25 protein-coding genes and 3 tRNA genes are annotated in these 24,990 nt (G+C 55.2%); 8 read left to right on the top strand and 20 right to left on the bottom strand.

The window, feature by feature from the left end; all coding sequences use genetic code 11:
* The first annotated feature begins 26 nt into the window (after positions 1-26).
* Positions 27-383, top strand: a complete 357-nt coding sequence (locus tag AACY25_RS01455) for a PilZ domain-containing protein (RefSeq protein ID WP_090238100.1) — start codon at positions 27-29, stop codon at positions 381-383.
* A 63-nt stretch (positions 384-446) separates the two neighbouring features.
* On the top strand, positions 447-1,229 hold the full coding sequence (locus AACY25_RS01450; protein ID WP_339522098.1) for a TatD family hydrolase: 783 nt from the start codon (positions 447-449) through the stop codon (positions 1,227-1,229).
* Positions 1,230-1,525: 296 nt separating this feature from the next.
* Here the strand turns inward: AACY25_RS01450 and AACY25_RS01445 are convergent, their stop codons facing one another.
* Positions 1,526-2,659, bottom strand: coding sequence for an aminotransferase class V-fold PLP-dependent enzyme (locus tag AACY25_RS01445; RefSeq protein WP_339522096.1), 1,134 nt, complete (start codon positions 2,657-2,659; stop codon positions 1,526-1,528).
* 76 nt (positions 2,660-2,735) lie between these two features.
* Here AACY25_RS01445 and AACY25_RS01440 point away from each other — a divergent pair, with 76 nt between their 5' ends.
* Complete coding sequence (locus AACY25_RS01440) at positions 2,736-3,374, top strand: TetR/AcrR family transcriptional regulator (protein WP_339522094.1); 639 nt, start codon at positions 2,736-2,738, stop codon at positions 3,372-3,374.
* A 79-nt stretch (positions 3,375-3,453) separates the two neighbouring features.
* Positions 3,454-4,422, top strand: a complete 969-nt coding sequence (locus AACY25_RS01435) for a GTP 3',8-cyclase MoaA (RefSeq protein ID WP_339522092.1) — start codon at positions 3,454-3,456, stop codon at positions 4,420-4,422.
* Between the two features lie 204 nt (positions 4,423-4,626).
* On the opposite strand, the gene AACY25_RS01430 is transcribed toward AACY25_RS01435, so the two are convergent.
* The 9 genes from AACY25_RS01430 to AACY25_RS01390 form a co-directional block, all read right to left on the bottom strand.
* A complete protein-coding gene (locus tag AACY25_RS01430; protein WP_339522091.1) occupies positions 4,627-4,992 on the bottom strand; it encodes a lysozyme inhibitor LprI family protein in 366 nt (121 codons plus the stop codon).
* A gap of 87 nt (positions 4,993-5,079) precedes the next feature.
* Positions 5,080-5,676, bottom strand: a complete 597-nt coding sequence (locus AACY25_RS01425) for a hypothetical protein (RefSeq protein ID WP_339522090.1) — start codon at positions 5,674-5,676, stop codon at positions 5,080-5,082.
* 209 nt (positions 5,677-5,885) lie between these two features.
* On the bottom strand, positions 5,886-6,284 hold the full coding sequence (locus AACY25_RS01420; protein WP_339522089.1) for a hypothetical protein: 399 nt from the start codon (positions 6,282-6,284) through the stop codon (positions 5,886-5,888).
* A gap of 436 nt (positions 6,285-6,720) precedes the next feature.
* On the bottom strand, positions 6,721-7,077 hold the full coding sequence (locus AACY25_RS01415) for a hypothetical protein (RefSeq protein ID WP_339522088.1): 357 nt from the start codon (positions 7,075-7,077) through the stop codon (positions 6,721-6,723).
* Between the two features lie 119 nt (positions 7,078-7,196).
* Positions 7,197-7,439, bottom strand: coding sequence for a hypothetical protein (locus AACY25_RS01410; protein WP_339522087.1), 243 nt, complete (start codon positions 7,437-7,439; stop codon positions 7,197-7,199).
* Positions 7,440-7,566: 127 nt separating this feature from the next.
* Positions 7,567-8,109: a hypothetical protein gene (locus tag AACY25_RS01405; RefSeq protein ID WP_339522086.1), complete on the bottom strand. Its 543-nt coding sequence runs from the start codon at positions 8,107-8,109 to the stop codon at positions 7,567-7,569.
* 1,319 nt (positions 8,110-9,428) lie between these two features.
* Positions 9,429-9,749, bottom strand: a complete 321-nt coding sequence (locus tag AACY25_RS01400; RefSeq protein ID WP_339522085.1) for a hypothetical protein — start codon at positions 9,747-9,749, stop codon at positions 9,429-9,431.
* A gap of 95 nt (positions 9,750-9,844) precedes the next feature.
* On the bottom strand, positions 9,845-10,168 hold the full coding sequence (locus AACY25_RS01395; RefSeq protein ID WP_339522083.1) for a hypothetical protein: 324 nt from the start codon (positions 10,166-10,168) through the stop codon (positions 9,845-9,847).
* A gap of 84 nt (positions 10,169-10,252) precedes the next feature.
* Positions 10,253-10,630, bottom strand: a complete 378-nt coding sequence (locus AACY25_RS01390) for a DUF6869 domain-containing protein (RefSeq protein WP_339522081.1) — start codon at positions 10,628-10,630, stop codon at positions 10,253-10,255.
* Between the two features lie 933 nt (positions 10,631-11,563).
* On the opposite strand from AACY25_RS01390, the gene AACY25_RS01385 reads away from it, so the two are divergent.
* Positions 11,564-12,529 (top strand): integron integrase, encoded by a 966-nt coding sequence (locus AACY25_RS01385; protein WP_339523784.1) that lies wholly within the window; start codon positions 11,564-11,566, stop codon positions 12,527-12,529.
* Between the two features lie 48 nt (positions 12,530-12,577).
* Here the strand turns inward: AACY25_RS01385 and rimO are convergent, their stop codons facing one another.
* The 5 genes from rimO to AACY25_RS01360 all read right to left on the bottom strand — a co-directional run bounded on the left by rimO (position 12,578) and on the right by AACY25_RS01360 (position 15,204).
* Positions 12,578-13,900 (bottom strand): 30S ribosomal protein S12 methylthiotransferase RimO, encoded by a 1,323-nt coding sequence (rimO, locus tag AACY25_RS01380; RefSeq protein WP_339522079.1) that lies wholly within the window; start codon positions 13,898-13,900, stop codon positions 12,578-12,580.
* Between the two features lie 143 nt (positions 13,901-14,043).
* On the bottom strand, positions 14,044-14,595 hold the full coding sequence (locus tag AACY25_RS01375) for a cytochrome b (protein WP_339522077.1): 552 nt from the start codon (positions 14,593-14,595) through the stop codon (positions 14,044-14,046).
* Positions 14,596-14,731: 136 nt separating this feature from the next.
* A tRNA-Met gene (locus tag AACY25_RS01370) sits at positions 14,732-14,808 on the bottom strand.
* A 122-nt stretch (positions 14,809-14,930) separates the two neighbouring features.
* Positions 14,931-15,007: transfer RNA gene (locus AACY25_RS01365), tRNA-Met, on the bottom strand.
* 120 nt (positions 15,008-15,127) lie between these two features.
* Positions 15,128-15,204 (bottom strand) — tRNA-Met (locus AACY25_RS01360).
* A gap of 204 nt (positions 15,205-15,408) precedes the next feature.
* Between AACY25_RS01360 and AACY25_RS01355 the strand changes: the two genes are divergently transcribed.
* Entirely contained in the window at positions 15,409-15,624 is a 216-nt protein-coding gene (locus AACY25_RS01355; RefSeq protein WP_339522075.1) for a zinc ribbon domain-containing protein, read from the top strand.
* Between the two features lie 23 nt (positions 15,625-15,647).
* Positions 15,648-16,709 (top strand): DNA polymerase IV, encoded by a 1,062-nt coding sequence (dinB, locus tag AACY25_RS01350; RefSeq protein WP_339522073.1) that lies wholly within the window; start codon positions 15,648-15,650, stop codon positions 16,707-16,709.
* Positions 16,710-16,781: 72 nt separating this feature from the next.
* Here dinB and rhlB read toward each other — a convergent pair whose 3' ends face one another.
* From rhlB to AACY25_RS01325, 5 genes are all read right to left on the bottom strand, one after another.
* The gene (rhlB, locus tag AACY25_RS01345) at positions 16,782-18,224 is read right to left on the bottom strand and encodes an ATP-dependent RNA helicase RhlB (protein ID WP_339522072.1); all 1,443 of its coding nucleotides are present in this window, start codon (positions 18,222-18,224) and stop codon (positions 16,782-16,784) included.
* 104 nt (positions 18,225-18,328) lie between these two features.
* Complete coding sequence (locus tag AACY25_RS01340) at positions 18,329-19,492, bottom strand: dipeptidase (RefSeq protein WP_339522071.1); 1,164 nt, start codon at positions 19,490-19,492, stop codon at positions 18,329-18,331.
* Positions 19,493-19,765: 273 nt separating this feature from the next.
* Entirely contained in the window at positions 19,766-20,704 is a 939-nt protein-coding gene (locus tag AACY25_RS01335) for a GGDEF domain-containing protein (protein ID WP_339522070.1), read from the bottom strand.
* Between the two features lie 194 nt (positions 20,705-20,898).
* Positions 20,899-22,800: an acyl-CoA synthetase gene (locus tag AACY25_RS01330; protein ID WP_339522069.1), complete on the bottom strand. Its 1,902-nt coding sequence runs from the start codon at positions 22,798-22,800 to the stop codon at positions 20,899-20,901.
* Positions 22,801-22,819: 19 nt separating this feature from the next.
* Positions 22,820-23,479 carry an alpha/beta hydrolase gene (locus AACY25_RS01325; RefSeq protein WP_339522068.1) on the bottom strand — a complete coding sequence of 220 codons (660 nt, stop codon included), beginning with the start codon at positions 23,477-23,479 and terminating at the stop codon, positions 22,820-22,822.
* A 478-nt stretch (positions 23,480-23,957) separates the two neighbouring features.
* On the opposite strand from AACY25_RS01325, the gene AACY25_RS01320 reads away from it, so the two are divergent.
* The gene (locus tag AACY25_RS01320; RefSeq protein WP_305593782.1) at positions 23,958-24,986 is read left to right on the top strand and encodes an amino acid ABC transporter substrate-binding protein; all 1,029 of its coding nucleotides are present in this window, start codon (positions 23,958-23,960) and stop codon (positions 24,984-24,986) included.
* Positions 24,987-24,990 lie beyond the last annotated feature (4 nt).

Here is a 24,990-nt window from a genome sequence, read left to right as displayed (position 1 = left end):
TAAGTGAATAAAATCAGGAATGCCGCATGAGTCTGCCTCCTAACTTGGGCCCGCGTAACGGAATTTTGTCGCTGACAATCAAGGACAAATCCGTGCTTTATGCCGCTTACATGCCCTTTATCAAGAATGGCGGCCTGTTTATTCCAACCAACAAGAGCTACAAGCTCGGCGATGAAGTGTTCATGCTGCTCAACCTGATGGACGAGCCGGAAAAGATTCCGGTCGCTGGCAAGGTGGTCTGGATCACCCCCAAGGGTGCCCAGGGCAACCGCGCCGCCGGTGTGGGTGTGCAGTTCAACGATGGCGACAACACCGCGCGCAACAAGATCGAAACCTACCTGGCCGGTGCGCTGACCTCGGATCGCCCGACGCACACCATGTAAGTGTTTTTTCCTCCGTATCACGGTGCTCGCTCTGTGGCACCGATTTTCAAGTGATTGCTCCCCATGCTGGTTGATTCCCACTGTCACCTTGACCGCCTTGATCTGGCCGCCCATGGCGGTTCGCTCGACGCGGCGCTGGATGCTGCGCGCGCGCGCGGCGTTGGTCATTTCCTGTGTATCGGCGTCAGCGCCGATAATGCCGCCACTGTCAAAGACCTGGCAGAGCGTTATAGCGATGTCGACTGTTCAGTCGGCGTGCACCCGCTGGACCTTGAGCCCGGCGCGGCGCCAGCGCTGGATTGGCTGCTCGGTGAGCTGAATCACCCGCAAGTGGTAGCCATCGGCGAAACCGGCCTGGATTATCACTACGAGCCGGAGTCCGCAGCGCTGCAGCAAGCGTCCTTTCGTTTGCACCTGGATGCGGCACGGATTACCGGCAAACCGGTGATCGTGCATACCCGCGAGGCGCGTGCTGACACTCTAGCGTTACTGCGTGAAGCGGCGCTGCCGCAGGCCGGCGTGCTGCATTGCTTTACCGAAGACTGGGAAATGGCCAAGTCCGCGCTGGATATTGGCTTCTATATTTCCCTGTCCGGCATCGTCACCTTCCGCAATGCCGACGCGCTGCGTGAGGTGGCGCGCCAGGTGCCCGCTGATCGTTTGTTGGTAGAGACCGACTCGCCTTACCTGGCGCCCATCCCGCATCGCGGCAAGCCGAACCTGCCGGAGTATGTGCGTGATGTGGCCGAGTACCTGGCGGTGCTGCGTGGCGTGAGCTTCGAGCAATTGGCTGAGCAGACCACCGCCAATTTCAAGCGTCTATTCCCGCTGGCTCGGGTGAAGTGAGCTCCGCAGATTCAGCGCAATAAATGGAGCAATTTTTAACGTCGCGTAGCGGCGGCCCGAGGGGAGGCCGCCATGGATGGCGGGCATAAAAAAAACCCGGGCTCTGGGGGATGAGACCGGGTTAAGACCATTAGGAGTAAATCAAGGTACGCGGTCCACGGTACCTTGCCTGGCGGGGCGCTTGGGGGATACGCCGCACACCAGTACTCATCAGTATTGGTGAATATTGGCGATCGTCCAGGCCGTTTGCCGGCATTCTTAAACGGATTTGGAATACAGATCGCGCTGCTGAGTCCTCAAGCAGACGCTAGCTGCTGCAGCAGCGCCAGTGTCTCTTCAATAACCCTGGGTTCGCTGTAGAAGTGTGGCGACAGGCGGATACCTGCACCGCGCTGTGCGCAGATCACCTGCCGGTCCTTGAGGCGTTCAAACAAGGCCTGGTGCTGCCAGCCATCCAGGCTGAAGGTCAGAATTCCTGCACGTTGCTGGCGTGCGGCGGCGCTGTGCACACGCGCTCCGGGTACCTTATGTAGCCCATCAATTAACCATTGCATACGCTCCTGTAGAGCGTTCTCTACCTGCGCCATGCCAACCTCTTCCAGCAGCGACAGGCTGGCTTCCAAGGCCATCGCGCCGAGCATGTTCGGGCTGCCGCACTCAAAGCGCCGGGCGCTGCGTGCGGGCTCCCAGCTGCTGCGCTGGTAGTCGCCGGCATGTTCGAGCATATGCCAGCCATATTCATGCAGCTTGAGCTGCGCGCGCAGGTCGCTGCGGCAATAGAACACCCCAAGGCCTTCCGGGCCGAGCAACCACTTGTGCCCGTCGGCCATAGCAAAGGCGCATTGGCTGGCCTGCACGTCGAAGGGCAGGGCGCCGAGCTGCTGAATGGCATCGATGCACAGCAGCACGCCGCGCGCCTCGCAGCCCTGGCCTAAACGTGGAAGGTCCAAACGCAGGCCGCTAGCGTACTGCACCGCACTGATCGCCATTAGCCGGGTACGCGGCCCGCAGGCGGCGAGTAGGGTTGCTTCCGCGTCACCCTGATGCAGATTGACCTGCACGACCTCAACACCCAGCGGCGCTAGCGCTTCCCAGACAATCCGGTTGGAGGGGAATTCTTCGTCGCTGATCACCACTTGGTCGCCTGGTCGCCAATCCAGACCGAAGGCGACGAAGGACAACGCCTCTGAGGTGTTTTTCACCAACGCGATATCGCTGCGGGAGGGCGCGTTGAGCAAGCGCTGTAAGCGCTCGCGCAGGCGGCGTTCGACCTGCAGCCAGGCTGGGTAGTCGCGCGCGCCGGTTTGCGCATTCTCGATGGCAAAGCGGCTGACCGCATCGACAGCCCGTTGTGGCCAAGGGGAAACGGCTGCGTGGTTCAGGTAGCGCAGACCGGGAAGTTGCGGAAACTCGTCATGAACGTCGTACATGGTCGGATGATCCGTGCAATTTGCCGTTAGTTAGGCATAATACGCGCCTTCGTTTTTTTGACCCCGTAGTCCTTTTATGCATAAAGAACCCCGCAAGGTCCGTGAGTTTCGCCGCCGCGAACAGGAAATTCTCGACACAGCCCTGAAACTCTTCCTCGACCAGGGTGAAGACAGCGTGACTGTGGAGATGATTGCCGACACGGTTGGTATCGGCAAAGGCACCATCTACAAACATTTCAAATCCAAGGCGGAGATCTACCTGCGCCTGATGCTCGACTATGAGCGCGATCTCAACGAGCTGTTGCACTCGGCCGATATCGACCGCGACAAGGAATCCCTGTCGCGCGCCTACTTCGAGTTCCGCATGCGTGACCCGCAGCGCTATCGTCTGTTTGACCGCCTGGAAGAGAAGGTGGTCAAGGGCAATCAAGTGCCGGAGATGGTCGAGCAGCTGCACAAGATCCGTGCCTCTAACTTCGAGCGTCTGACCCAGCTGATCAAGGGCCGCATCGCCGAAGGCAAGCTGGAAGACGTGCCGCCATACTTCCATTACTGCGCCGCCTGGGCGCTGGTGCACGGCGCTGTGGCGCTGTACCACTCGCCGTTCTGGAGCAACGTGTTGGAAGATCAGGAAGGTTTCTTCCAGTTCCTCATGGATATCGGCGTGCGCATGGGCAACAAGCGTAAGCGTGAGGGTGACACCCCGGCTAGCTGAGGTATTCAGCGGGTGGATAACGAATCTACTGCGCTGGCGGCGCCCCTATACTCGGCGCTTACCTTTGCTGGAGTCATGCATGATCGTTGACCGCCAGGGCAGACGCTTTCGCAATCTGCGGATCAGCCTGACCGCCGCCTGCAACTATGCCTGCACCTACTGCGTACCCGATGGTAAGCGGTTGGTAGCAGCGCAGGACGAGCTCTCAGCCGAGGCCATGCTGCGTGGCGTGGCCTATCTGATCGAAGCCGCCGGTATCGAGCGGTTGCGCATCACCGGTGGCGAGCCGCTGGTCAGTCCCAAGCTCGACGCTTTTTTGCGCGGCGTCAGCCAGCTTGGTTTGGCCGATATCAGCCTGACCAGCAATGGCCAGCTGCTGGCGCGCAAGCTACCGCTGCTGCTGGAATGCGGCATTCGTCGCTTGAATATTTCCCTGGACACCCTCGACGCTGCGGCATTCCGCACCATTGCCCGTGGCGGCGATCTGGCGACAGTGCTCGATGGCTTGCAGCAGGCGCGGGCGGCGGGGATACAGATCAAGGTCAATATGGTGCCGTTGCGCGGGCAGAACCTCGATCAGGTGTTGCCGCTGCTCGACTACTGCCTGGCCAATGGCTTCGAGCTGCGCTTTATCGAGCTGATGCGCATGGGCCATCTGGCCCGCGATGGCAACGGCTTCCAGCGCCAGTTTGTCGGCATGCCCGAGCTGCTGGAGCTGATCGGCAGCCGCTACGACTATATTCAGGCCCACGCCCCGCTGGATGCCACCGCGCTGCGTTTCGCCATTCCGGAAGTGGGCCACTTCGGCGTAATCGCCAATGAAAGCGTGCCGTTCTGCCGCACCTGCTCGCGGCTGCGCCTATCCTCGACTGGCTGGCTGCATGGCTGCCTGTCCTCGAGCAACCGCCACTACATCGGCGATCTGCTCGACAAACCACGTCACCAGGCGTTACCTGCATTACAGGGCTTGCTGGTCAAGTCGCTGGGGGACAAGCAGGACGTGGCATTCTCCGGAGGTGCAACTGTGATGAAGATTATTGGTGGCTAAGGTATCCGCCGCTGCCAGGAAGGCGTGATGGTTATTCGTGGCTGTGATGAGCAGCACTGCCGGGATAGGTGAGTCCTGCAGCGCAGTTGGCCGGTATTCCGCTCCTCGATTTTGCCTTGCTACCTTACAAATAAGCGAGGAGTCCTAGTTCACGTCAGTGAACGAAGTGAATGATTTGAAGCAGTCGCTATAGCGGCTTTGAACTCAATAACCATAACGATCCATATCGGCCGTGAAGGATCTAGTGAGCCGTTCTCGACAGTCAGACTCGTTTGCACTTTTCCACTGGCCGCCATATGTTTCGCTCATAGAAAGACAGAATGTTCGCCTGAATTCTTCCCAGCGCACTTTTGCTTCTTTCAGATTTTTAAGAGCTTCTTTTCCACCCGGACTAGGTTCCTGCTCGGCCTCCTTCAGTAGCTGAGAGAATTTCACACTCATGGCGTGCTCGCTCTCTTTCCAGCGTTCAAGGTTGTTTTCAGCGTATTCAGCTTGCGATAGGGAAAAAACTGAACCAGATGCGAGAAATATAACCGCAGCTGTCACTTTTTCTGTTCGAGTCCATGCCATAACTGGTTGCAACCTCTAACGATTAAGCTAAGGAGCGGGCTTTAGTCGGTCGCAGAGAACGAAGCGAACGGTGAGCCAGTTGTTAGCTTACGTGAACACGTTACTCATTTCGGTTTTGAGTAGTTCTTTGGAGTCTTTTTTAATGAGTGCGCCATGTGCTGAAATAATGGCTTCAAAGTCGAGGGTCAAAAGAGCCTCGAAATCTTTTTTGAGCGTTTCACCTTTTGGCGTTACGCGCTTCAGCCAAGGCACCCCGATGTTTAGACCTGTTTTGAAACCTAGCAACTTAAAAGCGAGTTTTGTAAACCATGAGAAATAGCTCCAGTCAGAATGATATTGGATGCTGTCGGTGGTTATTAATAGCTTATGCTCTTTAATGAGAAGCGCTGCCTCTGGGAAAATGGCAGATTCAAAAACGAAAAATTCGGAATTTTTGATGGGTTCCGTAGTACTTGAAGTGATGATTTTTGTTGGTTTCGGTGATTTGTATGTTTCCTGGCCTTGCTGAGCCCAGAACTCACATTTATATCTGTCTATATAAAATTCATCGTCAAGGCCGTGAAAGTCGCCCAGTCTAATTATTATGCTCACCTTACCAAGTAGATCTAAAGCGGCTAGGCCTTCCTCGCTCATGCGAACGGGATTAATTAATATTATTTCTGGGCCGCTTTGCAGAATGACCATGTTTCTGTTCATTGTCATGCAGGGCCCCATCTTAATACTGCCGTGCAGCAAAAATACGCCAGGGTATAAACTCTGTATTTGATCGTGTGGATATGCTGGTGGATGCATTACTCTTCCTTAAGTAAGCTAACGTTTGGCTAAGGGGCGGGCTTTAGCCCGTCCCAGTGAGCGAAGCGAACGATTTGAACCATTTGTTAGAGGTTGCTTGCTCAATGTTGAGTAATCTTTGTGTGAGAGAAATGGCCATGCTCATCGAAGTAGATATGCAAATAGTCGTAATCGATTCCCAAACCGCTGCACATGCCAAGTGAATATTGATATTCCTGTTTAATAAACTTTTCACTTGGCTCTCCAAGTAAAACAGCTACATCATTTTCAGTCATTTTGTTTGATAACAAGCCTTGTATGTCGCTAGCCATTCCTCCACGGTAGCAAGTGGCAGATTGTTCGTCGGATATTGCAGCGTGCCATTTTGTATTTTCAAAAGATTCAGAGCTGAAAACTCCATAGCTTGCATGCCAATAAGAAAATACCAATAAAGATGAAAGTACTAGGAAAGTGGCTCCTGTAGAAATGAGTACCCATTTTATGAGTTTTAACGCATGCATCCGTGCAACCTCTAACGTTTGGTTAAGGGGCGGGCTTTAGCCCGTCCCAGTGAGCGCAGCGAGCGATTTGAACCAACTGTTAGACGCTCGGATGTACGCATAATTAAAAGCACCGCCTTCCCTGCTTGTAACGCGTTACGCGGTGAACCTGGCGAAACTCAATAAATTTAATGTTTACGATTTTACTGAATAAATGCGGTTTTGCCTGTGCCCCGATAGTGGCGGCGGTAGCTCAGTAAACATAAATTTTGAACACTTGTGAAGCCTGAAGCAGTGGGACGATATTACTGATGTACGCGATTAAAAACCAAACAAGCTGAAAGCGATTGGCTAACGTTTGGTTAAGGGGCGGGCTTTAGCCCGTCCCAGTGAGCGCAGCGAACGGTTTGAACCGCTAGTTAGGTGTAGGCGCGGTATGGCATGGTTATAGTCATAATTATCTCTTACGTTGAATGCCATTCGAAACCTCGTTGTCGATTTCTATTCGATCAAGCAGTGCCTGTTCGGATGCGTTTGGCAATTTATACTTGTAAATAACGTCGGTGACAAATTTGATTTCCGATGTATTTTGTTCGATGACCTTGGAGTTTTCACATATTTTTTCGAAGTAGCTTTTGATTTCTTCGAATGTCTCTCGGTCATTGTTGGCTTTGAGGTCGCCAAAGGTCGCGGTAGCTTGATTAAGCAAGGCAATTCCTGAGTTCATCTGTGAGAGTTTGGATAGAATTCGAAGACCAACAAGGCAGGCAAATACGAGAAAGCCGAGGATTATGAGGAGCAATGTTTCGATCATATATTTATTTCCCGAGAAATGAATGAAATCTGACGTTGGAAATAAGGTGCGCCGGTAGCTCGTCCGCTTTGATTTTTAGGTGCATGAATATTTGTATATGTAAGTGGTAGCGACTTAAGTTACCAGCCTAAGAGTGAGCCCCATTTTCCTTTTTGAATTGTTGGTTCGCAATAGAGAGGAAGATCATGCTTTCGGGCGGCATTTACTACTTGATATTCGCCAAACTCAGTTTCCATTGCCTTTATTAGGTCATTGTAGCGTGCGGCTCGATTTGAGGCGGCTTTTGAAAACGTGCTCTCGCGATAGAGAACGCCACCAACAAACCAAATGGTAATTACTGCAAAAATTATTGATACATACATATTTAATTTCCTATTTTTCTAGTCAGTATCAATGCTAGCTGCGGAGCGCAATGAAAAAGGCACCTAACGTTTGGTTAAGGGGCGGGCTTTAGCCCGTCCCAGTGAGCGCAGCGAACGGTTTGAACCACTAGTTAGAGGGTGGTGCCGATATTCCAGCTGTTCTCATGCGTTTTATTAACAGATTGATTCCGTCGGATTTTATGCAAAGTATTATTCCGATGAATATTTCAACGATTGTAATGAGTTCGTTTATTGCGAGTTCACCGATCCTGCCGGGATATTCTGGCGGTTGTCCAATGTAGCTAATAAGCCAGGCAGCATTAAATATTAGGTCGGATATGTTTTTGGTGATGATGTAAATACCCAATATGCATAGCGCTACTGATTGTAGTTGCTCGGCGGTAATATTTGTGTTGAGCGTACTTTCAGAATTTACTGGCGTAAGAAACTTGGAGATTGTCAGTGGAAGCTTTGTTAGTGCTAATGCTGCGATTAACATGAAGCTTATTTCAAATATTGCAATTGCTGCATAAGTTTTATACTCGCCAGAATTTGTTGCTGCTACCTGGGTCAATAAAAAATACTGACGTATTACTGCAAGAAAAGTCGAGTAGAAAATATAAATTCCAAGAACCCGGATTGGGATGCTCAGGAGTTCAGTGTATTTCATGTGCGTCCTCTAACGTTTGGTTAAGGGGCGGGCTTTAGCCCGTCCCAGTGAGCGAAGCGAACGATTTGAACCACTTGTTAGGGTTGCATTGCACATGCAGCAACTCCGGCCAAAGATGCGGCGAGCGCTATTGCGCCCACTTTTACTAAAGATTTTGCTTGGTTTTCCAGACGGATACTCCGACTAAAGCGTGACGTTAACAAGCCAAACAAAACTAGTAGCGAAGAAATTATGGATGTGACTAATAGGCCGACAAAAGCACCGACTGGGAAAGCTGGTGAATATTGAGGATTCGCTTCACCAGGCGCCGGAGTGTACAAAAGCATGCCCTGAGGGTTTTCATTATGAAGATGCCAGCCAAGGAGTATTGGCAAGGCATATGTACAAATTAATATGCAAACAGTTCTTGTTGTATGGCGAAGATCCATCTTGCAACCCTAACGTTTGGTTAAGGGGCGGGCTTTAGCCCGTCCCAGTGAGCGAAGCGAACGATTTGAACCGATTGTTAGGCAGTATTGCGAGTTAGAATGTTCGGCTACGAAGTTTTTAAATACAGTCGTTGAGACTTAAATCAATACTCGGGGGAGTTGTTACGTGCGGGTCTTTCCACTTTGATTGGATACATACAGCGAATTGCTCCGCAAACGGCTGCGACTATACCGCAAACGAGGTACTCATCAGTATGCAAAGGAAGAAATTGAGAGATTATCGCTGCGAGCAGCCCGGAACCAGCTCCAATTAGTGCCCCATAGCCATACCTAACACGTGACAGATTAAGAACGTTGGCAACAGTGCCCAAGATAGAAATAAATACTACTCCGGCTAAAAACGCTAGTGGCCCTCCAAAAACATAAGCCACGACAATTCCAAGAGAGCCGGTTAGTTCATTTTCAGCCCTAGATGACATAATAAGAAACCCTACAGCAGGGCCAATAAGCGTAAATATAAGTAACGTGATTATTCCGGATTTCATGCTATTAGTACTCTCTAACGTTTGATTAAGGTGCAGTTTAGTCGTTTCATTGAGCGTAGCGAAAGATTCTAGCCAGTTGTTAGGCCTGACCTGCCTGCCCAATAGCCGTAAGGCAAAAACGGCTACGCCGCGAGGACAGAAGGTGTATAAGTGATTTATTTGTTGCGTGGTCCGTCATAAATTAAATCCTTATTGGCAATGACAATAACTATGGCGGCTTACTCTCGACGGGGTGTTGAGGGTAAACCAACCGTAAAGAATTCCAGAGAGTGCCTAACGTTAAGTTAAGGGGCGGGCTTTAGCCCGTCCCAGTGAGCGTAGCGAACGATTTGAACGCATTGTTAGGCTATGTAAGATGTATTGTTGTGTCATCCAGAGGCGATATGGCTTGCTTCTGACATGAAACGAAATTTATGCCTGGGATCGGCGACTCAGTAGATTGGCAGAAGCCCCAATAAGGCCCGCGCTCATCATGCTTAGGATAGGCCACGATGCTAATTGAGCTTTCATCGGTATACGTTGTGTATATACCAAGAAACATTTTAGAGCTAACTACTTCTGGTTCTTTAGAAAAAGGATTGCGCTCAGGGAGCACCATTCCAAGCACTAGCGCCAAATCTTCATTTGGGAGTGCTTTAAGGGCGGCTGCTAACTCAAGGTGGGTCATGTTTTTCCTTGGTTGCCTAACGTTTGGTTAAGGGGCGGGCTTTAGCCCGTCCCAGTGAGCGAAGCGAACGATTTGAACCATTTGTTAGGTTGCGCTTACGCATTTAATCCATCATGCCAGCACAACCATTTTGAAAAGCTCAGAAGGCTGCTAAACCCCGACAGCTCTAGCCAAGGATGCTTAGAGACTATGTGGTTGAAAAGTTCTTTTTCAAACTCGCTGGACCAATGTACTCCGCCTGGTTGAGCCCAGAGAAACTCCTCTGTGGTTTTTACAGCAGATGAAAGAGTGGAATGAATCTCTACTTTGTACTGCGCGCTATATTTTTCTGCCAAGTAGCCGTTTAAGCGGCTCTCGCTAGGGAAGGTTTGAATATATTCCGTGAGGGCGTTATTGAGTTCTAGCGCGCTGATTCTCATGAGCAACCTAACGTTTGGTTAAGGGGCGGGCTTTAGCCCGTCCCAGTGAGCGAAGCGAACGATTTGAACCACTAGTTAGGTGCTTCACCACGCCTGGCTCCTGCTTTGCAGTACTCGCTGCCATATGTTCTCGTGTGTGGTGCTTTGCCAGACGCCACCTAGTAACAGCCTAAATTCTGCACTACGGGCTGCTTCGTGTTCTACCAATTCAATGATTGTGTCGCCTTGATAAACGAGCAGCATCTCCATCGGGCCTGCAGCCAATTGCTGAAATAATGAGTTCTCTGGCTGTTGATTTATTTTAGATAGAATTTCAAAAACTATTTCTAAGGCTTCCTTTGGGGCTGAGTACACAAGTTCATTTAGCTCGTCTCCGCCTGCCAGTAGCTTCCCTGTTAATTCATACTCTCTGTAATAGCTGATCCATTTTTCAGCGATTCTGAGAATTTCTGCACGATCCAAGAGAAGCACCTAACGTTTGGTTAAGGGGCCGGCTTTAGCCGGTCCCGAGTGAGCGAAGCGAACGACTTGAACCAGTTGTTATAGGTAATGGCCAACCAATACCCCAGTGGAAAATATTATTAAAAGACATATATAGTGAATGGTAGATAGCTTCTTTACTAAGTTTTTAATATCCATATCTTCAGGGTGGGTCGTGTAATGCCGGATTTCTCCATGCTTTGCGTGATTTATTACCATCATCAAGTGTACTGATAGAAATAATAGAATTAGCGCTGATAACCCAAGACAAAAGCCTAGCAGCACAAGTGGCGCACTGGTGGCTTACTGGCTGGGCAGTAAACTTAAAACGGACTCTGGGGCGGATATGTATAGGCCTGATGGTATTCCGACAGATGATAATAGGAGACTCGTGCTTAGATTGTCTGGCAAATATCTTGGAATGCCTTTAACTTGCGCGTCACTATGATCCATAGGATTACCTATAACGTTTGGTTAAGGGGCGGGCTTTAGCCCGTCCCAGCGAGCGCAGCGAGCGATTTGAACCAACTGTTAGACGCTCGGATGTACGCATAATTTGAAGCACCGCCTTCCCTGCTTGTAACGCGCTACGCGGTGAACCTGGCGAAACGCTATAAATTTAATGTTTACGATTTCACTGAATAAATGCGGTTTTGCCTGTGCCGCGATAGTGGCGACGGTGGCTCAGTAAATACAAATTTCGAACACTTGTGAAGCCTGAAGCAGTGGAGCGATAGTGCTGATGTACACGATTAAAAACCAAACAAGCTGAAAGCGATTGGCTAACTATAAATAGACACCACTTGGTGCCGTAACGCTTTGCGGGCTTGGTGGATAACATTCTTGTCCAGTTGCGGTGCGCCGTCTAGGCTGAGGTTCGCCGGTATGAATTGGCAGGACAGGGAGTTATGCACCATGGACGGAAAGCCTCGGTTACTGGATCAGGTTCGCGAGCAAATTCGCTTCAAACACTACTCGATTCGCACTGAACACGTCTATTGCGAGTGGGTAAAGCGGTTTATCCGTTTTCATAGTTATCGGCACCCGGAGGAGATGGGGGCTGCTGAGGTCGAGGCATTTCTTTCAGATTTGGCAGTACGCAAGAATGTTTCGGCTTCAACACAGAATCAGGCGCTTGCTGCGCTGCTTTTTCTGTACAAGCAGGTTCTGAAATTGGATTTGCCTTGGTTGGGCGAAGTTGTGCGGGCCAAAAAGCCAAGTCGTTTGCCTGTTGTGTTGAGCCTGGCAGAGGTGCAGCAGATTTTGGCGCAACTGGATGGTGAGGTCGCTTTGGCAGCGAATCTGTTGTATGGCTCTGGTATGCGTTTAATGGAAGTGCTGCGACTGAGGGTTAAGGATGTTGATTTTATGCGAGGGGAGATTCTAATTCGTGATGGCAAAGGTATGAAGGATCGCGTAACAGTTCTGCCCCGTTGTCTGATCGAGCCCCTCAAGCAGCACCTTACTTTGGTCAGGGCTCGTCATAACGCTGAGTTGAAGGCGGGCAGAGGTGATGTTTACTTGCCATTCGCACTTGAGCGCAAGTACCCAAATGGCCCGTGGAATTGGGCTTGGCAGTATGTGTTTCCCGCTGCTGGCTTGTCGGTCGATCCGCGTAGCGGCAGGACACGTCGTCATCATTTGGACGAGAAGCGCGTGCAGCGTGCGTTCAAGGCGGCTATTAAGCGTACGGGCATTGTGAAGTTGGCTACACCCCATACACTAAGGCATTCCTTTGCCACCCATCTTCTGGAGAGTGGCCAGGACATCCGTACTGTGCAGGAGTTACTTGGCCATGCGGATGTGAAAACGACGATGATTTACACCCATGTCCTGAATCGTGGTGGGCTTGCTGTGTTGAGTCCATTGGATCGCGCGTAAAAAGCCCTGCATTGGCAGGGCTGTTTATTGGGCGATACGGTGAGGGCTTTAGATCAACTCGGCCCACATGTCATATTCATCGGCATCGACGATGCGCACGCGGACTTTTTCGCCTGGAGTGACGTTGGTGCTGGCGATAAACACGCTGCCGTCGATTTCCGGCGCGTCGGCGTAGCACCGAGCGACTGCGCCTTGGTCGTCGACTTCATCGATCAGTACGTCCATTTCCTTGCCGACCTTCAGTTGCAGGCGTGCGGTGCTGATGGCTTGCTGGTGGGCCATAAAGCGGTCCCAGCGGTCCTGTTTGATGTCATCCGGCACGGCGTTGTCGAGCAGGTTGGCCGGGGCGCCTTCTACCGGCGAATACTGGAAGCATCCAACGCGGTCGAGTTGGGCTTCGGTCAGCCAGTTGAGCAGGTACTGAAAGTCTTCTTCGGTCTCGCCGGGGAAGCCGACGATAAAGGTCGAGCGGATGGTCAGTTCCGGACAGATCTCGCGCCAGTTCTTGATACGCGCCAGGGTCTTGTCTTCGAAGGCTGGGCGCTTCATCAGCTTGAGCACTTTCGGGCTGGCGTGCTGGAAGGGGATATCCAGGTACGGCAGGATCTTGCCAGCGGCCATCAGCGGAATCAGCTCGTCGACGTGCGGGTAGGGGTAGACGTAGTGCAGGCGGACCCATACGCCCATGCTGGAGAGCGCTTCGCACATTTCGGTCATGCGAGTTTTTACCGGCTGACCGTTCCAGAAGTCGGTTTTGTACTTCACGTCGACGCCGTAGGCGCTGGTGTCCTGGCTGATCACCAGCAACTCCTTAACGCCGGATTTGACCAGGCGTTCGGCTTCGCTAAGCACTTCGCCCACTGGGCGGCTGACCAGCTTGCCGCGCATCGAGGGGATGATGCAGAAGCTGCAGCTGTGGTTGCAGCCTTCGGAAATCTTCAGGTAGGCGTAGTGGCGTGGGGTGAGTTTGATACCTTGTGGCGGCACTAGATCGATCAGTGGGTTGTGGTCCTGACGCGGCGGAACGACTTCATGTACAGCGTTGACCACCTGCTCGTACTGTTGCGGCCCTGTGACCGACAGCACGCTCGGGTGTGCGTCGCGGATGCTGCCTTCTTCCACACCCATGCAGCCGGTGACGATCACCTTGCCGTTTTCCTTGATCGCTTCGCCAATCACTTCCAGCGACTCGGCTTTGGCACTGTCGATAAAGCCACAGGTGTTAACCACCACCACATCGGCGTCTTGGTAGGTGGACACCACTTCATAACCTTCCATGCGCAGCTGGGTCAGGATGCGTTCGGAGTCCACCAGCGCCTTGGGGCAACCGAGTGATACGAAGCCGACTTTTGGCGTGGCGGGGGTGGACATGGCGTTAACCTCAGGCGTGTACGGATGGATGCTGGGCGCTTGGCGCGCCTCTGATCAAAAAGTGCGCAATTCTAGCGGCGACGCTGGCAATTGACCAGCACTGAGCGTCGCCTTGATGGAGTGGGGCTGATTGCCTGATGAGGTCAGGACTGCTTGCTTGGCAGGATGCGCGTCAGGGTGTTGTCGCGCACGACGAAATGGTGGAGCAGTCCGGCGACGGCGTGCAGGCCGATCAGCCAGTATCCAGCGCTGCCGGCCAGTTCATGCCATTCCTTTATAGTGCCGGCCAGATCCGGGTTCTTGCCGACCAGTGGCGGCAACTCCAGCCCAAAGAAGGGGATGGGTTTGCCTGCTGCGCTGAGGATCAACCAGCCGGCCAACGGTGCGCCGATCATCAGGCCGTAGAGTGCCAGATGCATCAACTTGGCCGGGACGGCTTGCCAGGCGGGTAGGATGGGGTGGATTGCCGGTGTCGGTGCAATGGCGCGGGCTAGCAGGCGCAACCAGACTAGGGCGAACACACTCAGGCCGAGCATAAAGTGCCACTGCTTGAGCAGCTCGCGAGTGTCGCTGCCCTTGGGGAAATTGCCTTTGAGTTCGATGCAGGCGTAGACGCCGGCAATTAGAATCAGCATCAGCCAATGCAGGGTGATGGACAGGCTGCCGTAGCGCGATTGGGTATTTTTCCAGGGCATGGTGGTGTGGGCTCCGAGGCTGTAAGTGAAGTTCTGCTCCAGTCTAGATAGGCAAACCTTAAGCCTTGCTGAGCCGGATCACTTAAATCACGCACAAACAAAAAGGCCACTCGATTGAGTGGCCTTTTTGAGTATCTGGTTGCGGGAGCCGGATTTGAACCGACGACCTTCGGGTTATGAGCCCGACGAGCTACCAGACTGCTCCATCCCGCGCCGGCCATTCTATATAGAAATCGCGTGCTGTCAACAAAATAGTGTTTTCAATCAAATGCTTAGGTTGTGCGGGTGACAGAAACAAAAAAGGCCACTCGATTGAGTGGCCTTTTTTGAGTATCTGGTTGCGGGAGCCGGATTTGAACCGACGACCTTCGGGTTATGAGCCCGACGAGCTACCAGACTGCTCCATCCCGCGCCGGCCATTCTATACAGGAACGGTGCTTTGTCAATTGATTAGTGGTTTTTAATCAATAACTTAAATCGTTTGGGCGGAAATGCAAAAAGGCCACTCGATTGAGTGGCCTTTTTGAGTATCTGGTTGCGGGAGCCGGATTTGAACCGACGACCTTCGGGTTATGAGCCCGACGAGCTACCAGACTGCTCCATCCCGCGGCGCCAATTCTAGCGTCTAAATGCTGCTTGTCAACCTAAAGGTGGCTAGAAGTTGTTTTTATTCAGGTGCTTAGCCGTGCGCTGGCGAGTTTTGCGCTGCAGACCCCTGTGCTGGAGCCTGATTGGGTGGACAGGTTTGCTTTCGGCATAGCCCGCAACCGGGGTGTTGGGCTAGAGTCCGTGCCCATTAAATGGAGGAAAGTTATGAGCGTTGAATGCAAAGCCTGTGGTGCTCAGGTACCGGCCGATGCCAAGACCTGTCCGGGTTGTGGTGCTGCCGTGGCGGCGAAGACCAAGTTGGTGCCATTGGCTGCGTTTATGCTGATCGTCATCCTGATTATCCAGTCTTATATGAACAAGCCTGAGGATGCTGCGAGCGAAGCCAAGCCCGCGGCACCTGTAAGCTCAGTCGCGCAATAGCAGCGGGATTGGTGGGCTTGGCGATGAGCAGCCGCAAGATCATCCACGTCGATTGCGACTGCTTCTACGCGGCAATCGAGATGCGTGATGATCCGAGCCTGGCCAGCAAACCCTTGGCGGTCGGCGGTTCGGCGGATCGGCGTGGGGTAATCGCCACCTGCAATTACGAAGCGCGCAGTTACGGCGTGCGCTCAGCCATGGCTTCTGGGCAGGCGCTTAAATTGTGTCCAGATCTGGTGATCGTTAAGCCGCGGATAGAGGCTTATAAGGCCGTTTCGCGAGAGATTCAGGCGATCTTTCGCGATTACACCGAGCTGATCGAACCCTTGTCGCTGGATGAGGCCTACCTGGATGTAACTGACAGCCCGCACTTTGCTGGCAGCGCCACGCGTATCGCTCAGGATATTCGCCGGCGGGTCTCGCAGGAGCTGCACATCACCGTCTCGGCGGGCGTGGCGCCGAACAAGTTCCTGGCCAAGATCGCCAGCGATTGGAAAAAGCCTAACGGCCTGTTTGTGATTACCCCGGATCAGGTTGAGGATTTTGTTGCCGTCTTGCCGGTGAGCAAGCTGCATGGCGTGGGCAAGGTCACGGCCGACAAGCTTGGGCGCTTGGGCATTCGTACCTGCAGCGACTTGCGCGAATGGAATAAGCTGGCGTTGGTCAAGGAGTTCGGCAGTTTCGGTGAGCGCTTGTGGGGGCTGGCGCGGGGGATTGATGAGCGAGTCGTGCATAACGACAGTCGGCGTCAGTCGGTCAGCGTAGAGAATACCTTTGATAAGGACTTGCCGGACTTGGCCGCCTGCCTGGAGCAGTTGCCCGCGCTATTGGAGCAACTGGCTACGAGGATGGAACGGCTGGATGCGAGTTATCGGCCGGACAAGCCTTTCGTCAAAATCAAGTTTCACGACTTCAGTCAGACCACCCTGGAGCAGGGCGGGGCGCGGCGTGATCTGGAGAGCTATACGCGGCTGATGAGCGCCGCCTTCGCCCGTGGCAACAAGGCCGTGCGCTTGCTTGGTGTAGGTGTGCGCCTGCATGACTTGCGCGGCACGCACGAGCAGTTGGAGTTGTTTGCACCCTGACAGCGGGTGTGCAGGGCGCTGAAACAGAAAAGGCGAAGCCGCAGGGCTTCGCCTTTTTTGGTTGCGCATGGATCAGTGCTTGCGCGGTACCGGCTTGAGCAGTTCGTCAGGCGGCATTTCGCAGGCGATCTTGCGGCCCAGCAGGGCCTCGATGGCCGGCAGGGCGTAGGCGTCGTCTTCGCCAGCAAAACTGATCGAGGTGCCGCTGGTGCCCGCGCGACCGGTGCGACCGATGCGGTGCACATAGTCGTCCGGAGTTTCCGGCAGGGTGAAATTGATCACGTGGCTGATTGCATCAACGTGGATACCGCGGCCGGCCACGTCGGTGGCGACCATCACGCGAATCTTGCCTTCACGAAAGCCTTCAAGGGCGCGGATGCGTTTGTGCTGCGGTACGTCGCCGGACATCTGCACGGCGCTGATGCCATCGCGCGTCAGGCGTTCTTCGATGCGCCTCACTTCATCCTTGCGGTTGGCGAAGACCATCACACGAATCCAGTCGTTCTGGGTGATCAGGTTGTACAGCAGCTTGTATTTGTCGCTGCCGGCTACGGCATAGACGTGCTGTTCGACCGTATCGCTGGCGACGTTTTCCGGCTCGATCTCGACGATCGCTGGCTCCGTAGTCCATTGCTTGGCCAGGTTCATCACGTCTTCGGTGAAGGTCGCGGAGAACAGCAGAGTCTGGCGTTCGCCCTTCATCGGGGTCTGGCGGATGATCTGGCGCACCTGGGGGATGAAGCCCATGTCGAGCATGCGGTCGGCTTCGTCGAGCACCATCACTTCGACCATATCCAGGTGCACTTCGCCGCGCTGGTTGAAGTCGAGCAAACGCCCTGGGGTGGCAACCAGAATGTCGCAGAAGCGCGATTCCAGCAGCTTGAGCTGTTTGTCGAAGTCCATGCCACCGACGAAGCTCATCACGTTGAGGCCGGTGTATTTGGTCAGGTCGGCTGCGTCCTTGGCGATCTGCACCACCAGCTCGCGGGTTGGCGCAATGATCAGCGCGCGCGGCTCGCCCATGTAGCGCTCTTTCGGCGGTGGGGTCTGCAGCAACTGGGTGATGATCGAGATCAGGAAGGCGGCGGTTTTGCCTGTACCGGTCTGGGCGCGGCCGATGGCGTCGCGGCCACTAAGGGTGTAACCCAGTACCTGTGCCTGGATCGGCGTGCAGTAGGGGAAGCCCAGATCATGGATGGCATGCATCAGCTCGGGGGAGAGCTTGAAATCATGAAAACGGGTTTTGCCCTCGGCCGGTGCTACGGCGAAGTCTTCCAGTTTCCAGGTGTCGACTGGTTTGGCAGGGCGTTCGCGGCGCGGTTTCGCCGGTTTTTCCTTGCTCTGTAACGGTTTTTCAGCGGCTTCAGTGGGGCGCGGTGAGGCGCTGCGGCTGGGTTTTTCAGCGTTGGCGTCAGGCTGGACGCGCGGTGCGCTGGGCGTTACAGGTGACGGAGTTGCTGGGCTGGGCTGCTCGCCCTCGGCTTTGCCGAATATTTTCTTGAGTGCTTTGAGCACGGTCATCTCATCAATTGGTTAAGGAGTGAACGGCCGCCAGTGTAAAGCAAGAAGCCGGCGCGGCGAAGTGCCGCGCCAGATGGCGGTGATTGGCTGGTTTTTACTCAATTTTCGGGAAGGCTGGCAAGCAGCAAGCGCTGCACGTTACCGCCCATGATCGCGGCAATTTCGTCGTGGCTGAAACCCGCCTTGAGCAAGCCTTCGGTCAGTTGCGGCAGGCCCGTTACGTCAAACGGTGCATGGATGGTGCCGTTGAAGTCCGAGCCCAGCGCCACGTGCTGCACGCCAATCAAGCCGGCGGTATAGCGGATTGCCTTGACGATGGCCTCGACCGAGGTAGCGCAAACGGCAGCATCCCAGTAACCGATACCGATGACCCCACCGGTGGCGGCGATGGCTTGCAGGTGTTTGTCGCTGAGGTTGCGCGTGCCTTTGCAGGTGCCTTCCACGCCTGTGTGGGAGACCAATACCGGGCGGGTGCTGATGGCCAGCACGTCATCGATCAGTGGGCGCGAGGCGTGGGCCAGGTCAATCAGCATGGCTTTTTCTTCCAGGCGCTTGATCACTTGCCGGCCCAGCGGCGTGAGGCCGCCTTTTTCCAGGCCGTGGGCCGAGCCGCCGATTTCGTTATCAAAGAAGTGGGTGAGGCCGGTGATGCGAAAGCCGGCGTCATACAGTGCGTCGACATTCTCCAGCTTATTTTCGATCGGTTGTAGGCCCTCGGTGGCGAGAATTGCCGCTACACGCTGCGGGTCTTTCTGCCAGGCGCTGACAAAGCTGGCCAGGTCGCTGCGGTTCTTGATCATGACCAGGCGGCCGTCGCTGTTGGCGCTGGCCTGATTGAGTTTGTGCGCCTTGTATAGGGCGCGTTGCAGCAGGCTGTCCCAGGTTTCCTTGGGCCAGCGTTGAGCCATGGCCAGCAGGGTGATGTTGTCGGTCTCTCCGCTATTGCTTTCATAGTTGATGCCGCGCGGCGTCTTGGTCACGGTGGAGAACACCTGCAGGCCAATGCGGCCTTCGAGCATGCGCGGCAGGTCGGAGTGGCCAAAGTCGTAGCGCTTGAGCAGATCGCGCTCCCACAGCAGCACGTCGTCATGCAGGTCGGCGATAAACAGCTGTTGATGCAGCTGATTGGCCGATTCACTGGCGGGGTAAGGCGCGGGGGATTCGACGCTGTTCATCTTGCGGTCAAGCAAGGAGGGCAGGGCAAACACACTGCCCGCAGCGATCAACAGGATTATCAGCAGGGTGATCAGAATTTTGCGCATATATAAGGTGCCATCCGGGCGTTGTTGTTATGCGCAGCACTCTAGCAAGAGTGAGTAAGAAATGTGATTGAGTGGACTGCAGTACGGGTGCTTTTAACGTTTGTTTGCGATCTCGCGAGCTAGAGTTCTGCAAGGCGCTACGTTAGTAACAGCCTTCGGCTGGTCAAAGCGGCGAGGAAGCGGATTGGACTCGCACGCGAGTGTACTGTTGTACATGAGCATTCCGAGTCTGTTTTTAACGCAGCAGGGCCGACGCGCAGCAGATCGTGAGGATTAACCGCAGAGACAGTCGCGGCCTTGCAGCTTAGCCTGATACAGCGCACTGTCCGCGCGGGCGATCACGCCTTGCAGGCTGTCCTTGGGCTGCATTTGCGCCAGACCAATGGATACGGTCACCCCGGGCAATACGCCAATTGGTGAGTGGAATGAGCTGACATCACGCAGTGCTAGGCGCAGTCGTTCGCCAATACCGCGAGCTTCATCGACGCCGATTTCCGGCAGCAGAATGACGAACTCTTCGCCGCCGTAGCGGGTCAGGCTGTCCTTGGGACGTAGTTGGTTGCGCAGGGTATTCGCCACCAGGCACAGGGCATAGTCGCCGGCGAGGTGGCCGTGCTGGTCGTTGTAGGCTTTGAAGTGGTCGACATCGAGCATCAGCATGCACAGTGGCTTGCCATTGAAGGCGCTGCGGGTGCTTTCGCGTTCGAAGATATGTTCCAGCCAGCGGCGATTATAGGCGCCGGTAAGGGCGTCAATATTGGCGGTCTGTTCGCTGTCTAGAATGATCCGGTTGCCTTTGCGCACGCGATCGCAGAGCAGTTCGAGCATGTTCTGCATCAGTTCTGGCGATTGCTGGAACAGATTGAACAGCGATTCGCGGTGCAGGCGCAGCACGCAGCAGGGCTCAGTCGCCACCACGTAGGCGGAAGGGTGTTCATTGTCGATAAAGCTGATTTCGCCGGCGCAATCGCCGACCTTCAGGGTGCTGACGGCCTGGCTGTCGAGTGAGCCGAGGTAGACCTTGAGCTGGCCCTTAAGCAACAGGTAGAGGTACTGATTGCGGTTGAAGGGCGATAACAGCACTTCGCCTGCTTCCAGATCGCAGGCACGGAATTCCTTGAGCAGCTGGCTGATGCTGCTGGCGGCGACGTTGTTGAACAGTCGCAGGTGGCGAAGTTGCTGCAGGTCAGCCTGCCATTTGGCGTTTTTCATGGGATCGGCAGGTGTGACAGTGAGTTGGAAATGTTGGTCATCGCTAACGCTCCCTGCATTAAGGGCGAATACCATGCCTGAACATATTCCGCTGCCTGTGGCCTGACAACCGTTGTCTGACGCATGGGCGACCAGTGGTATTGAAGTTGAATGATTGGTCACAAATCTGGCGCGATCCTTGCGCCGGCACTTGCTTACGCTGCGGGGTGCAGTTCTATCGCCACGGCAAAACCAGCCAGGCGCTCGCTCACGGCGTCAGCCAGCGCTGCCTGGTCAGCGGGCAAGTAGATGTGGGCGACCTGGCCGCGCTTGTCATCGCTGAGCACTTCCACGCGCAGGCGTGAATCCAGCTCTGCCAGTGCGGCCTGGTAGACGCGCGCAATGGCATCGAAGCGCAGTGCCGGTTTGAAGGTTTTACCCACGGCGGTTAGCGGGATGGCGTCGATGATCCAGGCTTCCTTGGGGATCGCCGCACGCTCGGGGATGTGTTCGGCAGCATGGGCCAGCAGTTCGGTTTCACTGACTTCAGCGCCGGGTTTGAGTTGCACATACACCACCGGCAGCTCGCCGGCTTTTTCATCGGGTTTGCCGACAGCGGCGGCCATGGCCACGGCGGGGTGCTTGTGCAACGCTTCTTCGATCATCTGCGGGTCGATATTGTGGCCGCCACGGATGATCAGGTCCTTGCTGCGCCCGGTCAGCCAGATATAGCCGTCGGCATCTACGCGGCCTAAGTCGCCGGTATTGAACCAGTCGCCGTCGACCCAGATGCCGGCATTCTTGCTGCTCTGCAGGTAACCCTTGAACACCGTTGCGCCACGGATGCACAAGTTGCCGATTTCATTGCGATTGGCCTCTCTGAGATAGCTGCCCTGTTCGTCGAGCATCTTGATGCTCACCTCGCAATAGGGCATCGGCAAGCCGATAGAGCCGGGGCGGCGCTCACCAGCAGGCGGGTTGGCGCAGCTGCCGCAGGTGCCCTCGGTAAGGCCGTAGCCTTCGATCAGGGTCAGTCCGGTTTTGCTTTCGAACTGGCGGATTAGCTCCACCGGCATCGGCGCGGCGCCACACAGGGCGTATTTCAGCGAGCTGAGGTCATGGCCTTCGCTCGGCACCTGCAGCAGGCCGGCGTAGATGGTCGGTACGCCGCTGAAGAAACTGACCTTGTGGCGTTCGATGATTTTCCAGAAGTTGCCGATCAGGTTGGTGTTGCGATAACCCTGCGGGGTGGCCAGCAGCACTTCGGCTCCGCCGATAAAAGCGGTGAGGCCGGTAACAATCACGCCATTGACGTGAAACAGCGGCAAGCCGCAGAGGGTGACATCGCCCGGCGCAAAGCCGGTAACCAGGTTCATGCTGTAGGCCATGGCTACTTCGTTGCCGTGGCTGTGCGGCGCGAGCTTCGGCGTGCCGGTGGTGCCGCCGGTATGGAAGTAGCTGGCAATGTCGTCCGGCGCGATCACGCGCCCGCTTTCCAGATGGTCGTCTGGGCAGGCTGCGATCAGCTCGTCGAAGTCCAGTACGCCGTCCGGCAATGGCCCGCGCTGCGCCTTTATGGCGGCGCGCTGTGGCTCCGGCAGCAGGTTGGCCATGTCCACACAGATAATCGCCTTGAGCGCTGGCAGTTGTTCGCGCAGGCCTTCGACCTTGGCCCACAGGTCGGTGCCGGGGAAGGGCGCCAGGGTGACCAGCAGCTCCGAGTCCGATGCCTGGATCAGCTCGGCGATATGTTCCGGGTCGAGCAGCGGGTTGATCGCATTGACGATCCCGGCCGCTTCGCCGCCCCAGATGGTGAAGTGGGTGTGCGGCAGGTTGGGCAACAGAAACGATACCGCCTTGCCGGGGCGCAGGCCCAGGCGGTGGAAGGCGTTGGCGGTCTGGGTGATCTTGCCTAGCAGCTGCCCATAGCTGAGGCGGTAAGCCGCCTCATCTGCCGTACCCTGGAGGATAAAGGAGAGTGCCGGGGCATCGGGTTGCCGCGCGGCGCTGCGGCGGATCAGCTCGTAGGTGCTGGCCGGCAGGTCGCGCTCGGCCAGTGGGGTTTGCTCGATCAGCTGAATATCGCGCAGGGTCTTGATCGCAGGGATGGCAGGCATGTTTTTCACTCGCAGACAGTCAACTGGTGAACCGTTGCTCCAGCCAGTCGGCGATGTCGCGGATTTCCTCATTCACCACTTCATGGCCCATTGGGTAATCACGCCACTGCACGCTGACGCCGGAGGCGCTCAAGTAGTCATGGGCTGCGCGGCCCATGGCCGGCAGAACGATGTCGTCGAATGTGCCATGCAAACACAGGACCGGCAGTTGTTTTTTTGTATCTGCCAGCTGGATCTCGTCGCTGAAGGTCGGCGCATAGGTCGACAGAGCGATGACTCCGCCGAGGGCGAACTGCCAGCGTAGGAAGGCTGTATGCAATACGACTGCACCGCCTTGGGAAAAACCGGCGAGCACAATGCGCGACGGATCAATACCGCTGGCACGTTGCGCTTCGATCAGCGCGATCACCTGCTGCGCCGAGGCTTCCAGCTGCTCACGGTTGATCGCCCGGGCCGGGCTCATGGCCAATATGTCGTACCAGCTGGGCATGGCGTAGCCGCCATTGATCGTCACCGCCTGGGTCGGCGCTTGTGGCAGAACGAAGCGGGTGCTGTGCAGGCGTTGCTGGAGCATCTCAGCCACCGGCATAAAGTCGTAACGGTCGGCCCCCAGGCCGTGCAACCAAATGACGCACGCGTCGGCGGCAAGTGTGGGCTGAAGGATCAAGGGTTCACTCATCTGAGGCTCCGCTGTGGTGCGTGCGCGCTGATTTAGTGCGCGGGAAAATTTAGGGGGTGGCGATTCTAGAAAGAAGTTGTCGCCAGGGTGCAAGTTTTGCTCTTGACCTGTCCGTATGGTGCTCAAAGCGCGGCGCTGGTACGGGCCTTGCTATACACCCTAGGGACTGATGACGTTGCCGGGTCGTGGTAACACTGCCACCAAATCGGGCACGGAGCAGACTGAAATGCCTTTGCCGGCGTTTCACAGGTTCGCCAGGCGCTGCATGCTGTGCGACAAGTCACTTGCTATCTGTCTCTAGCCCATTCAAATAATGGGCGGGTGAGAGTTTATGGCCGCTGGAGCAATCGGCAACTAAACTCGCGCTAAGGTTTGATCCCCGGTTGAGTGTGTTGCTGCCGACACAGTCAACGAGCCCCATAAGGGTACGGTGGTAGAACCGAGACTCCAAACACAACAAAAGCAACTGGAGGTTTTAATGAAGATGGTGAAATCCACATTGGCAGTACTGACCACCGCCGCTGTTCTCGGTGTCAGCAGTTTTGCTCAAGCAGGCGCTACTCTGGACGCGATCCAGAAGAAAGGTTTCGTGCAGTGCGGTATCAGCGATGGTCTGCCTGGCTTCTCCTACGCCGATGAGAAGGGTAACTACCTGGGTCTCGACGTTGACGTATGCCGCGCAGTAGCTGCTGCAGTATTCGGTGACGCTACCAAGGTCAAGTACAGCCCGCTGACCGCCAAAGAGCGCTTCACCGCGCTGCAGTCTGGCGAAGTCGACATCCTCTCGCGTAACACCACCTGGACCAGCTCGCGCGATTCGGGCCTGGGTCTGAACTTTGCCGGCGTTAACTATTACGACGGTCAAGGCTTCCTGGTTAACAAGAAACTCGGCGTTTCCAGCGCTAAAGAACTCGACGGCGCGACTGTCTGCATCCAGGCAGGTACCACCACCGAGCTGAACCTCTCCGACTACTTCCGCGCCAACAGCCTGAAGTACACCCCGATCACCTACGACACCTCCGACGAAAGCGCCAAATCGGTTGAAGCTGGCCGTTGCGACGTGCTGACCTCCGACCAGTCGCAGCTTTACGCACAGCGCATCAAGCTGGCCGACCCGGAATCCTATGTGGTACTGCCGGAAGTGATCTCGAAAGAGCCACTGGGCCCGGTCGTACGCCAGGGTGACGAAGAGTGGTTCGACATCGTGCGCTGGTCGCTGTATGCGATGGTTAACGCTGAAGAGCTGGGTGTGACTTCGGCCAACGTTGAAGAGCAAGCCAAATCCACCAAAAACCCCGACGTAGCACGTCTGCTCGGTGCTGAAGGTGAGTTCGGTAAAGATCTGAAACTGCCGAAAGACTGGGCCGTACAGATCGTCAAGCAAGTGGGTAACTACGGCGAAAGCTTCGAGCGCAACGTCGGTACCGGCAGTGAGCTGAAGATCGAACGTGGCCTCAACGCCCTATGGAACAAGGGTGGTCTGCAGTACGCACCGCCAGTGCGCTGACCGT

It is taken from the genome of Pseudomonas sp. EA_35y_Pfl2_R111, from assembly GCF_963970955.1.
Taxonomy (GTDB): Bacteria; Pseudomonadota; Gammaproteobacteria; order Pseudomonadales; family Pseudomonadaceae; genus Aquipseudomonas.
This window is presented reverse-complemented; position numbering and strand designations above follow the sequence as displayed.